The sequence below is a fragment of the Streptomyces coelicoflavus genome, from assembly GCF_045041415.1.
Lineage (GTDB): Bacteria > Actinomycetota > Actinomycetes > Streptomycetales > Streptomycetaceae > Streptomyces > Streptomyces coelicoflavus.
Genome location: NZ_CP108218.1, coordinates 5,947,309 through 5,961,042 on the forward strand (window position 1 = coordinate 5,947,309; position 13,734 = coordinate 5,961,042).

Here is a 13,734-nt window from a genome sequence, read left to right on the forward strand (position 1 = left end):
GGACCATGGCCACACAGAAGTCCACTCCCGTCCCCGACGCCCCCGCCGCCGAGCGGCCGCACCCCGACGCCACCCGGCGCAGCCAGCGGTCCCGCCAGGCCATCTACGACGCCGCCCTCGCCCTGGTCGGCGAGGTCGGCTACCCGAAGACCACCATCGAGGGCATCGCCGCCCGCGCCGGCGTCGGCAAGCAGACGATCTACCGCTGGTGGTCCTCGAAGGCGGACGTCCTGCTGGAGGCCTTCCTCGATCTGGGGGACCGGCTCGTGGAGGCCCACGGCGCGGAGGCGTACACCATCCCGGACACGGGTGACGTGGCCGCCGACCTCAAGACCGTGCTGCGCGCCACGGTCGACGAGCTGCGCGATCCCCGGTTCGAGGCCCCCTATCGCGCCCTGGCCGCGGAGGGCGTCGTCAACGAGGAACTGGGCCGGACCTTCGTGACCCGGCTCCTGGAGCCGTCGCTCCAGCTCCACGCCGACCGGCTGCGCGCCGCCCAGCGGGCCGGCCAGGTACGGCAGGACATCGACCCGCGGATCGCCCTGGAACTCTTCGTCTCCCCGCTCGCCCAGCGCTGGCTCCAGCACACGGGGCCGTTCTCCCACGCCTACACCGACACCCTCGTCGACTACGCGCTGCACGGGCTCGCTCCCCGGTGACCGAATAAGGCCCGACCAGTGACCGAAGAGGCCTGACCAGGGAAGTTTGTCCCTTCGCGACCCCGAAGCGCTGAATGGTGCGACGATAGGGCATGCTGGTGCGCACGACGGCGAGGGCAAGGGGATAGATGAGCGCGGAGTTCGGCGGTCGGAGCGGTCTGCAGGGCAAACTCTCCTCGTGGCTGCGCGGACGCCGCCCCAAGGAGGCCGCCGGAGACGGTGGCCGGGAGGAACTGCTGCTCGCCACCGCCGGCGCGGGACTGCCCCTGGCGCCCGCCGCACACCCCGCCGGATACCGTTGCTCCTGCGACCGCGTGGGCTGTCCCACCCCGGCCCGGCACCCGGTGTCGTTCGCCTGGCAGACGCAGTCCACCACCGACCGCGCCCAGATCGAGCGCTGGGCCCGGCACCAGCCCGAGGCCAACTTCATCACCGCCACCGGCATGGTGCACGACGTCCTGGACGTGCCCCTGGAGGTCGGCCGGGAGGCGCTGGAGCGGCTGCTCGCCGCCGGTGTCGAGGTCGGTCCGGTCGCCGAGAGCGACGACGGGCGCATGCTGCTGTTCACCCTCACCCGCGGCACCCCCGAGGACGAGGACGAGTGGTGGCCCTGCGAGCTGGACTGCCACCCCGAGACCATGGACGAGCACCCCGGCCTGCGCTGGCACTGCCGCGGTTCCTACGTGCTGGTGCCGCCGGCCCGGCTGCCCGGCGAGGACCGCACCGTGCACTGGGTACGCGGCCCCGAGCATCCGCTGCCGGACCCGCTGACCCTGCTGGAGACCCTCACCGACGCCTGCGCCCGGCACGTCGGCGAGGAGAGCGACCAGCAGGGCGCCGCCTGGCCGCTGCGCCGCTGAGAGAGCGCGGCGGGCGGGGCGGCGGCTACTCGCCCTTCGCCGCCGTCAGACCCTGGACGCGGCCGAGTACCGACACCGGCCCGTCCGCCGGGTCGAGTGCCACCTCGTTGGAGACGAACTCCATCGTCAGCGACTGCTTGATCTCGCCGTCCGTCAGCGCCAGCACGTCCTTGTTCGGCGTCGGCACGGACGCGCCCCGCGCGGCGGTCTGCTTCTCGAAGTGCCGGGTGGTGAAGAACACCAGCGCCCCGCCGTCCTTCGTGCGCAGCGCCAGCGGCGCGTAGTCGCCGTTCGTCAGCGGCTCGTCGATGTACTGCGTGGCCAGGCCGGGGCGGGTCGACCGCTTCGCGCGCAACGCCCGCCAGGAACTGGTGTGCGTCCCGTCGGCGAAGGTCTTGCCGCCGTCCTGCAGATACGTCGTGTAGCCCTTGCTCAGCTCGCCCGGCGGGACGCTCACGTCGGCCGCGTTCGCGGGCACCGCCTCCGCCCAGCCGTCCGCGTCGGTCTTGAACTCGGGCACCTTGCCGGGGGCGACCAGCGTCAGGTACGCCGCCTCCCAGGTGTCCTTCAGGCCGTCCCGGGTGAACACCAGCAACCAGCGCGCGTCGCCGCCCTTGTTGGCCTTGGTGTCCGCGACGAACCAGCGCGGCCAGCCCGCCTTCGCCGGGATGGTGAACTTCGCGTCGGTCAGCTCCAGCGGCGTGTGCGTCGGATTGCCGTCCGGGTGGTTGGCCGCCCCCGCCTCCAGCCGTGCCGAGTCGATCGCCGCGAGGGCGCCCGTCGTGCGGTCGGCGTCCAGCTCGGCGTCGTACGCCTTGTCCGCCTCGTTGTACGCGGTGGTGAACCGCTCCAGCGCCTTCGCGGCCTCGGCCCGGGTGGCCGAGGGGAGCACCTCGCGCTCGCCGTGCACCACCACGCATCCGCTCACCGCCAACGACAACGCGGTCGCCGAGGCGGATATGAGCGCGCACTTCTCAAGCCTGCGGGGCCTTCGAGGGCCGCGATCCTGGCTCATCAGGTTCCTTCACCTTCCCCTTCCCGGAGGCGAACCCTACCGGGGCGAGGAAGAGCGCGAGTGTCGGGACCAGGTACAGCAGCCACACCGTGACCTGGAGGACGGTCGGATCGGGCTGGAAGTTGAACACGCCCTTGAGCAGGGTGCCGTACCAGCTCGACGGATCGACCGTGTTGCTGATGTCGAAGGCCAGGTTCGTCAGCCCCGGCACCAGGTCCGCCTCCTGGAGGTCGTGCACCCCGTACGCCAGGACGCCCGCCGCCACGACGACCAGCATGCCGCCGGTCCAGGTGAAGAACTTGGCCAGGTTGATGCGCAGCGCGCCCCGGTAGAACAGCCAGCCGAGCAGCACCGCCGTGGCCAGGCCCAGGGCCACGCCGATCAGCGGGCGCGGGGTGCCGTCGCTCGCCGCGTGCACCGACGCCCACACGAACAGCGCCGTCTCCAGGCCCTCCCGGCCGACCGCCAGGAACGCGGTGGCCACCAGCGCGCCGGTGCCCATCGCGAGGGCCGCGTCCAGCCTGCCGTGCAGCTCCGCCTTCAGGTGCCGGGCGGTGCGCCGCATCCAGAAGACCATCCACGTCACCAGGACCACGGCCAGGACGGACAGCGAACCGCCCAGCGCCTCCTGCGCCTTGAACGTCAGCTCCTGCGAGCCGAACTCCAGCGCGCAGCCGAAGCCGAACGCGATGGCGACGGCGACGCCGATGCCCGCCCAGATGGGCTTCAGGGCGTCCCGGCGGCCCGTCTTGACCAGATAGGCGATCAGGATGCAGACGACGAGGGAGGCCTCCAGGCCCTCGCGCAGTCCGATCAGGTAGTTGGAGAACACGGTTACGCCTCCTTGCCGAACAGCGTGCTGCCCCACCAGTCGTCCGCGTCGCGGACCCCGGGCGGCACGGCGAAGACCGCCGAACCCACGTGCTGGATGTACTCGTTGAGCGCGTCCGTCGCCAGATTGCGCTGCACGGGGACGAAGCCCGTGCGCACGTCGCGCTGGTAGGCGAGGAAGAACAGACCGGCGTCCAGGCGGCCCAGGCCGTCCGTGCCGTCGGTGAAGGAGTAGCCGCGGCGCAGCAGCGTCGCCCCGCCGTTGGAGTCGGGGTGCGCGAGCCGGACGTGCGCGTCGGGCTTCATCGCCTTCAGGAACGGCTCGTCGCGTTCCTTCGCCCTGCCGACCGGGGCGCCCTCGCCCTTGTCGCGGCCGAACACGTCCTCCTGCTCCTGGAGGGAGGTACGGTCCCAGGTCTCGATGTGCATGCGGATGCGCCGGGCGACGAGGTAGGAGCCGCCCGCCATCCAGTCCGAGCCGTCCTTCGCGGCGGCCCAGACGAACTTCTCCAGGCGGTCCCGCTCCGTGCCCGCGATGTTGCGGGTGCCGTCCTTGAAGCCGAGCAGGTTGCGCGGCGTCTGCTCGTCGGGCGTCGTGGACGAGGTCTTGCCGAAGCCGAGCTGCGACCAGCGCACGACGACCTTGCCGACGCCGATCCGGGCCAGGTTGCGGATCGCGTGCACCGCGACCTGCGGGTCGTCCGCGCACGCCTGGACGCACAGGTCGCCGCCGCTGCGGGCCCTGTCGAGATTGTCCCCGGGGAACTTCGGCAGGTCGGCCAGGGCCTCGGGACGCCGGCCCGCCAGGCCGAACTTCGCGAACAGGGAGGGCCCGAAGCCGATGGTGAGGGTCAGCCGGGAGGGCTTGAGGCCCAGCGCCTCGCCGGTGTCGTCCGGCGGGGCCTCGGGCAGCCCGCCGTAGGCGCCCTCGCCGACCGCGTGCCCCGCGGTCAGCGCGCGGGCCGCCGCGGTCCACTCCTTGAGCAGCGCGACGAACGCGGCGCGGTCCTCGGTCGTCACGTCGAACGCCGCGAAGTGCAGCCGGTCCTGCACCGGCGTGGCGATGCCCGCCTGGTGCGCGCCGTGGAAGGGGACGGCGGCGCCCGCGTCGGCACCGGCCGGGTCCACGTCGTCGCCGGTGCGGTCCATCGCGACCGCCCCGCCGGCCGCCGCGGCGGCGCCGAGCGCGAGGCCCGCGCCGCCCCAGCCGATCAGCGCCCGCCGGGACGGGGCGGGGGCCTTACCGGGGCCGGGGGTGGGGGTGGGGGAGTCGGTGTCCGTCATCGTCTTTCTCCCCACGCCTACTTGGTGACCACGGCGGCGGCGAGCTTGGACAGCGGCTCCGCCAGCGCGTTGACCGCGTCCGACAGCTCCTTGCGGTCCGCCTTGCCGACCTTGTCGTAGGACGTGAACTCGTAGGAGGAGGTGCTCGGGCGGTACTGGTCGAGCAGCTTGTCCAGCGCCCCGAACTGACGGTCCAGCTCGGTCGTCAGTGCCGCGTCGTTCTCCTTCGCGACCGGCTTCAGCAGCTCGTACGACTTCTGCGCGCCCTCCACGTTGGCCTTGAAGTCGACCAGGTCGGTGTGCGAGTAGCGCTCCTCCTCGCCGGTGACCTTGCCGGTGGCGACCTCGTCGAGGAGCTCCTTGGCGCCGTTGGCCATGGAGGTGGGGGTGATCTCGGCCTTGCCGACCCGGTTCTGCCAGTCCTTCAGGTCGGTGACCAGCGTGGCGGCCAGCTCCTTCTCCCGGTCGCCGATCTTCCCGTCCTGCCACAGTGCCTTCTCCAGGCGGTGCCAGCCGGTCCAGTCGGTCGCCGGGTCCTGGCCGTCCTCCAGGCCGTCCTCGCGGACGTCGACCTTCGGGTCGATGTCGCCGAAGGACTCCGCGACCGGCTCCGTGCGCTCCCAGCCGATGCGGGAGGGGGCGTACGCCTTCTTCGCGCCCTCCAGGTCACCGGCCTGGACGGCCTTCGCGAACGCCTCGGCCCTGGGCAGCGTCTCGTCGGCCTGCTGCTGCACGTACTGGCGGTAGGCGGCCACGGCCTTGTCGAGGCGCGGGTCGCGCGCGGCGGCCTTGCCGCCGGTGGCCTTCACGTCCTGGCGGATGCCCTTGCCCTTCATGCCGGGCTTGCACGCGATCCGGTAGTCGCCGGCCTTCACCTCGGCGGTGACCCGCTGCTTGGTGCCGGGTCCGATGTTCTCCCGCTCGGTGACCACCCGGTCGTCGGGGAAGAGGAGGTAGACCTCGGTGACCTTGGAGCCCTTGTTCTCGATGGCGAGTTCGACGTGACCGGCCGGGAACTCCGACTTCGAGACCTCGCACTTGTCGTCCGTGGCCGTCACCGTGATGACGTGCTCACCGTCCTCGGCGCCGCTCTTCTCCGTGCAGCCCGTGACGGCGGCCAGGGCCGCGGCGGTGGCGACGGCGGTGACGGCGGTGAGTCTGGCGGCTCGCATGCGGGGCTCCAAGGGATGGCCGAAAGTGCGCGTGACGGGCCCCACAGGGAAGGTGAGGCTGGCCTAACATACCTAAGGATCTCCTAAGTAAAACCCGCCCATGCGGTGATCCGAATCTCATGGACGGTGTATGAGCACGGGCCGGTCACGGTGGCTCAATGAGGTGCCCATGGGAAGGTCAAAGGTGCGTCAAGACAGGTCGTCGGCGGCGCCCGGTGGGTGCGGAGCGCGTCACGGTGAGCGGTGCGGGAGGACGAGCAGGGCTCCGGTGCGCGGGTGCGGGAACACCTCCACCGGCTGGTCGTACACCTCCGACAGCAGCCCCTCGGCGAACACCTCCGCCGGAGGACCGTCGGCCGCGATCCGGCCCGAGCGCAGGATCGCCACCCGGTCCGCGTACGCCGCCGCCAGCGCGAGGTCGTGCAGGACGACCACCACCGCGTCCCCGGCCCGCGCCCGCTCCCGGCACAGCCTCAGCACGAGTTCCTGGTGCCTGAGGTCCAGGGCCGCGGTCGGCTCGTCCAGCAGCAGCAGGGGAGCGCGCTGCGCGAGGACGCGGGCGAGGGCCACCCGGGCCCGCTCGCCGCCGCTGAGCGCCGAGAACGGGCGCCCGGCGAACCCGGTCACCTCCGTGCGTGCCATCGCCTCGGCCACCGCCGCGTCGTCCTCCCCCTCCCGGTCACCGCCCGCCCAGGGCGCCCGGCCCATCCGGACCACCTCCTCCACCGCGAACGGGAAGGACAGCGACGCCGCCTGGGGCAGCACCGCCCGGCGCAGCGCGAGTTCGGGCGCCGACCAGCGCGACACCGGGCGGCCGTGGACGCGTACGACGCCCCCGGCGGCCGGGACGTCGGCGGCCAGCGCGCCCAGCAGGGTGGACTTGCCCGCCCCGTTGGGGCCGACCAGGGCCAGCAGCTCGCCCGCGCGGACCCGCACGTCCACGCCGTCGACGACCGGCCGCCCGCCGAGGTGCACGCGTACTCCCTCGGCCTCGGCGAGGACGTCGCCCGGCGCGGCCGGGGGCGGCGGCACCGGACGGGACGACGGCATGAACCGCGTCAGTTTCAGCCCGGTCATGCCCAGCCTCCCTGCCTGCGCCGGGTGCGGCGCAGCAGCCAGAAGAAGAACGGGCTGCCCAGCAGCGCCGTCAGTACGCCCAGCGGCAGTTCGGCCGGTTCCGCGACCGTGCGGGCCGCCAGGTCGGCCGCGAGCAGCACCAGCGCGCCCAGCAGCGCGCTGCCCGGGATCAGGAACCGGTGCCCGGGCCCCGCCGCCATCCGCAGCAGATGCGGGACGACGAGCCCGACGAAGCCGATGACACCGGCCACGCTCACCGCCGCCGCCGTCAGCAGCGCGATCACCAGCACCAGCACGATCCGCAGCCGCTCCACCTCCACGCCCAGGTGCCGGGCCGGACGTTCACCGAGCGCGAGCAGGTCGAGCCGGCGCGCGTACAGCGGGGCGAGCCCGAGGCCCAGCGCCGCGCACGGCAGGACCGCCAGCACCTTCGGCCAGGTCGCCTGGGCCAGCGAACCCAGCTGCCAGAAGGTGATCTGGTTGACCGCCGCCGTGTCCGCGAAGAACAGGAACAGCCCGATCAGCGCCCCCGCGAAGGCGTTCACCGCGATGCCCGTCAGGATCAGCGTGACGACCTCCGTGCGGCCGCCCGAGCGGGACATCGCGTACACCACCAGGACCGTCACGAGTCCGGAGGCGAAGGCGAAGACGGACACCGTCCAGGTGCCGAGGAAGTTCAGGCCGAACGCGATGGCGCCGACCGCGCCGACCGCCGCGCCCGAGGAGACGCCGATGACGCCCGGCTCGGCCAGCGGGTTGCCGAACACGCCCTGCATCAGCGCGCCCGCGCTGCCCAGCGAGGCGCCGACGAGGAGGGCGAGCACGATCCTGGGGAAGCGCACGTTCCACAGCACCGACTCGGCCACCCGGTCCAGTTCCGTGCCGCCGAGCCCGGTCCGGTGCAGCAGCGAGCCGAGCACGTCGCCGACCGGGATCGGGTAGGCGCCGGTGCCGGCCGCGACCGGGACGAGGACCAGGAGGCCGGCGGCGAGGGCCGCGGTCAGCAGCCAGGCGGTGGTGCGCCGGGCGCGGGGCGCGGCCGGGTCTGCGGGCGCCCGGGGACCGACGGGCTTGTCCAGTACGGTCACTCGGCGCCGTCCTCGCCGTACAGCTGTGCCACGACCGACTTGAGCACCTGGTCGGTGCGCGGGCCGTAGTTGAGGAGTACGCCGTCCTCGACGGAGACGACGCGGCGGTCCATCCCGGCCGGGGTCTGTGCGATGCCCGGGATCTTCACCAGCCCGTCGACGCCGCCGACGGATTCGAGTCCCTTGCTCATCACGAGGATCGCGTCCGGCGCGGCCTTGACCAGGGCCTCGCTGGTGATGGCGGTGAAGTCCCTGTCCAGGCCGGAGGCGGCCCCGGCGTCCACCGCCCCGGCCGCCTCGATCAGCGAACCGGCACCGGAGTCCGCGCCGCCGATCAGGTAGACGGAGGCCGAGCCGCGCAGGTACAGGAAGGCGACGCGGGGCTTGTCACCGTGCGGAACGTCCCCCCGCACGGCCGCGATCCGCTGCTCGGAGCGCCGGGTCAGCTCCTTCCCGGCCGCCGGTACGCCGAGCGCGTCGGCGACCGCCTCGATGCGCGGGCCCACGTCGTCCAGTCCCTTCGCCGCCTCGACGAAGAGCACCGGGACCCCGGCGGCGCGGATCTGGCCCACCGCCTCCTCGGGGCCCGTGGTGGTCTCGGCGATCACCAGATCGGGCTTCAGCGACAGCACACTCTCGGCGGAGACGTCGTGACCACGGGTCACCACGGGCAGCCCGGCCGCCTGTTCGAAGGTGGCGGTGACGTCGCGGGCGACGACCCGGTCGCCGAGTCCGAGCGTGAAGACGATCTCGCTGAGGCTGCCGGAGAGGGGGACGATCCGCTCGGCCCGTTCGACCGTCACCCGCTCGCCGTCGGCGGAGCGGACGGTCACCGGGAGCCGCGGCTCGGGTCTCTTCGCCGGCGGCTCCACCCGGTTCGCGACGGACTCCCCCGCGGGGGCGGCCCGCGAGTTGCCGCCGTCGCCGCCGGACGCGGCCTCGGAGGAGCCTCCGCATCCGGTCGCGGTCAGGGTGAGGGCGAGCACGGACAGCAGTGCTCCCGCCAGTCGGTTTCGCAAGCGTCGCACGGTTCCGTCCCGTCCTTTCGTCGACTGCCCCCTCGGGCCCGATAGAGCTTAGGTTAGCCTTACCTTGCTTCGCTACCGGCCCCCCGATCCGGAGGACTTCGCATGCCCGCCCGTCTTCGCGTCCTGGTCACCGTGGTGTGCGCGGCCGTCCTCGGCGCCCTGCTGCCCGTGACCGCCGCACACGCCGAGAGCAGGCCCGTGCAGGGCGGGCGGCTCGACTGGGGCATCAGGTCCTCCTTCCAGAGCTATGTCACCGGGCCGGTGGCGAAGGGGAGTTACTCCCTCACCCGGGGAGCGGCGACCGTCGGGGACAGCGCCTTCCGCTTCCACTCGGCGACCGGCACCTACGACGCCGCCACCGGCGCCTTCCGCGCCGCCTTCTCCGGCGGCGTCCACTTCCTCGGCCACCGCACGAGCAGCGGCACGTACCAGCTCGACCTCACCCTCAGCCGTCCCACCGTGAGCATCTCCGGCTCCACCGGCACGCTCCACCTGGACGTCGTCAGCAGGGCGAAGGACACCGGGGCGGTCACGACGTCCCGTCAGGTGCCCTTCGCCTCCCTCTCCCTCGGCGGCATCGACATGCGGGGCGGCGGCGGCGCCGTAGCCCTGAACAACCTCCCCGCCACCCTCACCGCCGAGGGCGCCCGGTCCTTCGCCGGGTACTACACCGCCGGCACCGCGCTGGATCCGGTGAGCCTGTCCGCCGACGTGAAGGCGCCCGCGCCGCGGCAGGACACGCGGCCGTCGGACACCCCCGCCCCGTCCGCCGGGTCGCCGAAGCCCACGAAGACGTCGGGCGGCGCGATCCGGGACGGCGCCGTCGACTGGGGCGTGCGCCGCACCTTCCGGGAGTACGTCACCGGCGACATCGCCGACGGCGAGTGGGCCCTGTCCGCGGGCGCCCGGGACGGCGGCGCACTCTTCCGCTTCCCCGGCGGCGAGGGGACGTACGAGGACGGCGGTCTCACCGCCGCCTTCGAGGGCACGGTCCGCTTCACCGGCGCCCACGGCCTCGACCTGAGCCTCGGCAACGTACGGACCGTCGTCGAGGACGGCCGGGGCACGCTGTACGCCGACGTGACGAGCCCGGACGTCAAGGAGCGGAAGGTGCCCCTGGTCACCTTCACCGCGGGCGACCTGAAGCCGGCCGGCGGACTGGTGCAGGTCACCGAGGCTCCCGCGAAGCTCACCGCGCGCGGTGCCGAGGCCTTCGGCGGCATGTACCGGGCAGGCACCGAGATGGACCCGGTCTCCCTCGCCGTCGCCCTCACCGCCGACGCGCGACTGCCCGCCCTGCCCGACCTCGGCAGCGAGCCCACGCCGAGTGCGAGCCCGCGGCCCGACAAGACCGGCGCGGACACCTCCGCCGCCCCCGTCGCGAGCACCGCCGACGACGACGGCTTCCCCGCACTTCCCGTCTCCCTCGCGGCCGGCGCCCTGCTGCTGGCGGCCGCGGCCCTCGTGGCCGTCGCCCTCCGCAGGCGCCGCGCCCGGCCCACCGCGTCCGCCGGTTCGCCGGCGGGCCCGGACCAGGGCTGAACACCCCCGACACCAGCCCGACACCACTCAAGGAGAACCGAGCCATGCCCGTCAGACGACGCCGCTCCACCGCACTCGCCGCCGCCGTGACCACGGCCGCCGCCCTCGGCGCGACCGCCCTCGCCACGCTGGGCGGCGCCACCACCGCCTCGGCCGCCGGATCCCCGCTCTCCGACTACGAGTTGACGTGGGGCATCAAGCAGTCCTACCGGACGTACGTCGGCATGTTCGGCACCTTCACCACCTCGGAGGGCGCCACCCAGGCCGCCGGGAACGGCGCGTTCACCTTCACCGACGGCACCGGCACCTACGACCACACGACGAACGCCGTCGACCTCGGCTTCCAGGGCAAGCTGGTGAGCGCATCCGCCGCGCACGGCTTCGAGGTCACGCTCACCGACGTGCGCTTCGACAGCGGCGCCGGTGAGATCACCGCCGACGTGACGACGGTCGACACCTCCGGCGCGACGCCCGTCAAGAAGGGCGACGACGTGCCGCTGGCCAAGGTCGCCGTGACCCGCGCGATGACCGACATGGCGACCACCCTCACCACCGAGGCGGGCGAGTACCTCGGCAGCGCGGGCTACGCGGGCGCGGCCGGAGACCCGCTGACGGTCGTCAAGAAGACGCCCGAGCCCACCACCGGGCCGAGCACGGAGCCGACCACCGGGCCGAGCACGGAGCCCTCCACCGACCCGACCGGCCCGGAGCCGACCGGGACCGACTCCGCCGAACCCGGGCCGACCGACCCGCAGACCACGCCCGCCACCCAGGACCCGAGCCCCACGGCGAGCACGAGCGCCTCGCCCTCGGCCCCCGCGAGCACGGCCCCCACCAAGGGAGAGATCGCCGACGGCACCCTGGGCTGGGGCGTGAAGGAGTCCTTCCGTTCCTACGTCGTCGGCACCATCGCCAAGGGCAAGGTCACCGTCTCCGGCGGTGCCGTCCAGGCGGCCGGGAACGGCGCGTTCACCTTCAAGGACGCCACCGGCACCTACGACACGGACGCCGACAGGCTGACCGCCACCTTCCAGGGCGCCGTCAACTTCAAGGGCCACGAGTCGGGCGGCACCTACGGCCTCGACCTGACCCTGAGCAACCTCAAGGCCACCCTCGACGGCGGCACCGGCAGCCTCACCGCCGACGTGAACAGCCTCGGCACGCGGACCAAGGGCGTGGTCCTGGCCGACCTCAGGGCGAAGTCCGGCGACCTGAAGGCCGACAAGGACGTCATCACGGTCGACGGCATCGCCGCCACCGTCACCGACGCCGGTGCCAAGGTCTTCGGCAACTACCCGGCCGGCACGGCCCTCGACCCGGTCGGCCTCTCGGTGGCCCTCAGCGGCGACGCCCAACTGCCGGACGGCGGCGGCTCGGACACGTCCGGCGGCACGGGCGGCGGCTCCGGCACGGCGGGCGGCTCCGCCGGCGGGGGCGCGGGCACCGCCGGAGGCACCGGATCGACCGTCGGCGGCACCGGAACGACCACCGGCGGTTCCATCGGCGGCGGTAGCCTCGCCTCCACCGGCTCGGACCTGCCCGGCCCGGCGCTGGGCGCGGCGGCCGGTGTCGCGGTCGTGGCCGGCGCGGGCGCGGTGTACGCGACGCGCAGGCGGCGGACCCAGGCGCGGTCCGCCGAGTAATCCCTTGCGGGCCGGGGCGGTCCGCGCCCGATACTGGCCGTATGGAACGGGCGGTGCGGGAAGCGACTTCGGGACCCCTGGTCCTGGACGTCCGGGGCCGCCCCGGCCCGCCGCCGCTGCGGTTCGTCCGGGCCCGGGACGGCGGCCCGCCCGCGCTCCACCTGGGCGAGCGCCCCCTGACCCGGGCCAGGTGGCACGGCGGCGGCTGCTGCCGCGAGCTGCACCTGCGCCGCCTGCCCGGGTACCGCTCCCCGCTGCCACCGCCGCGCGCCGCGTCGATGCGGGACCCGGCCGCCGACTGGCGCCACCCCTGTGCCCGGTGGCTGGAGGACAGCCCGCACGGCCCGCTGCACGACGGACGCTGGTCGCTCACCGCACGCGCGTCGTTCGCCCCCGGCATCTGGACCGAGGACTTCGTACGGGACTGGCCCGACACCGTCCTCGAACTGCTCTGCGGCGGCGGCTGGCACGGTGTCCTGCCGCTGCGTCCGCTCTCGCCCCCCGGCGCGCCGCGCGTGAAGGCGTACCGCAAGCACGCCCGGGACGGCACCCTCGCCCCGGTCCTGCTGTGGTGGGTGTCATTCCTCGACGGCTGGCTGATCCTGGACGGCCACGACCGGGCCGTGGCGGCACTGGCGGAGGGCACCGGACCGCCCTGCACGGTGCTCGCCCGGCTGCCGGACGAGGCGGAGTGGCGCCGGACCGCCGACGCGGTCACCGAGGGGCACGCGGAGCGGATGTCCCGGCTGTCGGAGTGCGCCGCCGGACCGGTGACCGAACGCCGACGCGCCGCCCTGGAACGCGGGTACGCGGACGCGCTCGCCACCCTCCCGTACGACGAGGCCCCCACCCCGCTCTGGCCGCCCGCGGACGGTGCTTGAATGCCCCGGTGACCGACTACGACGTACTGCGGGTCTTCTGCGCACCCAACGGCGGATACGGCAACGAACTGGGCGTCGTCCGGGACGGATCCGTACTGCCGGAGCCCGAGCGGCGGCAGGAGCTGGCCGCCAAACTCGGCTTCAGCGAGACCGTGTTCGTGGACGACCCGGAGCGCGGTGTCGTCGACATCTACACGCCCACCCTGCGCCTGCCCTTCGCCGGGCACCCCTGCGTCGGCACCGCCTGGCTGCTCGACGTGCCCGAACTCGTCACGCGGGCCGGGGTGGTGGGCGCCCGGCTGGACGGGGAGTTCAGCTGGATCGAGGCCCGGCCCGAGTGGGCCCCGCCGCGCACCCTGCGCCAGTACGCCACCGTCGCCGAGGTCGACGACCTGGCGGTGCCCCCGAAGGGGGAGTGGGTCTACGCATGGGCGTGGGAGGACGAGGCGGCGGGCCGGGTGCGGGCCCGCGCCTTCCCCGGTCGCGACGACGGCATCGACGAGGACGAGGCGACGGGCGCGGCGGCGCTGCTGCTGACCGGACAACTGGGCCGCGCCCTCAACATCACCCAGGGGGTCGGCTCCCAGATCCTCACCGCGCCGCAGCCCGAGGGCTGGGTCGAGATCGGCGGGCGGGTACGCCTGGAGCGGTGAC

Annotated in this window: 13 protein-coding genes; 6 read left to right on the top strand and 7 right to left on the bottom strand. The window is 73.8% G+C overall.

The window, feature by feature from the left end; translation table 11 throughout:
• The first annotated feature begins 5 nt into the window (after positions 1-5).
• Positions 6-659: a TetR/AcrR family transcriptional regulator gene (locus OHA99_RS26565; protein ID WP_153180145.1), complete on the top strand. Its 654-nt coding sequence runs from the start codon at positions 6-8 to the stop codon at positions 657-659.
• Positions 660-787: 128 nt separating this feature from the next.
• Entirely contained in the window at positions 788-1,519 is a 732-nt protein-coding gene (locus OHA99_RS26570) for a bifunctional DNA primase/polymerase (RefSeq protein ID WP_164384994.1), read from the top strand.
• A gap of 25 nt (positions 1,520-1,544) precedes the next feature.
• Here OHA99_RS26570 and OHA99_RS26575 read toward each other — a convergent pair whose 3' ends face one another.
• The 7 genes from OHA99_RS26575 to OHA99_RS26605 all read right to left on the bottom strand — a co-directional run bounded on the left by OHA99_RS26575 (position 1,545) and on the right by OHA99_RS26605 (position 9,014).
• Positions 1,545-2,534 (bottom strand): hypothetical protein, encoded by a 990-nt coding sequence (locus OHA99_RS26575; protein WP_405698158.1) that lies wholly within the window; start codon positions 2,532-2,534, stop codon positions 1,545-1,547.
• On the bottom strand, positions 2,494-3,366 hold the full coding sequence (gene efeU / locus OHA99_RS26580) for an iron uptake transporter permease EfeU (RefSeq protein ID WP_164384996.1): 873 nt from the start codon (positions 3,364-3,366) through the stop codon (positions 2,494-2,496). Before efeU ends, OHA99_RS26575 begins: the two co-directional genes overlap by 41 nt.
• Before the next feature lie 2 nt (positions 3,367-3,368).
• A complete protein-coding gene (gene efeB, locus OHA99_RS26585; protein ID WP_405698161.1) occupies positions 3,369-4,649 on the bottom strand; it encodes an iron uptake transporter deferrochelatase/peroxidase subunit in 1,281 nt (426 codons plus the stop codon).
• 17 nt (positions 4,650-4,666) lie between these two features.
• A complete protein-coding gene (gene efeO / locus OHA99_RS26590) occupies positions 4,667-5,821 on the bottom strand; it encodes an iron uptake system protein EfeO (protein WP_405698163.1) in 1,155 nt (384 codons plus the stop codon).
• Positions 5,822-6,052: 231 nt separating this feature from the next.
• Positions 6,053-6,898, bottom strand: coding sequence for a heme ABC transporter ATP-binding protein (locus OHA99_RS26595; RefSeq protein ID WP_405698165.1), 846 nt, complete (start codon positions 6,896-6,898; stop codon positions 6,053-6,055).
• Positions 6,895-7,986 carry an iron ABC transporter permease gene (locus tag OHA99_RS26600; protein ID WP_153180151.1) on the bottom strand — a complete coding sequence of 364 codons (1,092 nt, stop codon included), beginning with the start codon at positions 7,984-7,986 and terminating at the stop codon, positions 6,895-6,897. Before OHA99_RS26600 ends, OHA99_RS26595 begins: the two co-directional genes overlap by 4 nt.
• Positions 7,983-9,014, bottom strand: a complete 1,032-nt coding sequence (locus tag OHA99_RS26605) for a hemin ABC transporter substrate-binding protein (protein WP_153180152.1) — start codon at positions 9,012-9,014, stop codon at positions 7,983-7,985. The genes OHA99_RS26600 and OHA99_RS26605 overlap by 4 nt, the downstream gene beginning before the upstream one ends.
• Before the next feature lie 102 nt (positions 9,015-9,116).
• On the opposite strand from OHA99_RS26605, the gene OHA99_RS26610 reads away from it, so the two are divergent.
• The 4 genes from OHA99_RS26610 to OHA99_RS26625 are packed head-to-tail and all read left to right on the top strand — an operon-like array spanning position 9,117 to position 13,733.
• Entirely contained in the window at positions 9,117-10,556 is a 1,440-nt protein-coding gene (locus OHA99_RS26610; RefSeq protein WP_405698168.1) for an HtaA domain-containing protein, read from the top strand.
• 44 nt (positions 10,557-10,600) lie between these two features.
• Complete coding sequence (locus tag OHA99_RS26615; RefSeq protein ID WP_405698170.1) at positions 10,601-12,199, top strand: HtaA domain-containing protein; 1,599 nt, start codon at positions 10,601-10,603, stop codon at positions 12,197-12,199.
• A gap of 53 nt (positions 12,200-12,252) precedes the next feature.
• Positions 12,253-13,080 (top strand): hypothetical protein, encoded by an 828-nt coding sequence (locus tag OHA99_RS26620; RefSeq protein ID WP_153180155.1) that lies wholly within the window; start codon positions 12,253-12,255, stop codon positions 13,078-13,080.
• Between the two features lie 8 nt (positions 13,081-13,088).
• Positions 13,089-13,733, top strand: coding sequence for a PhzF family phenazine biosynthesis protein (locus OHA99_RS26625; protein WP_153180156.1), 645 nt, complete (start codon positions 13,089-13,091; stop codon positions 13,731-13,733).
• Position 13,734 lies beyond the last annotated feature (1 nt).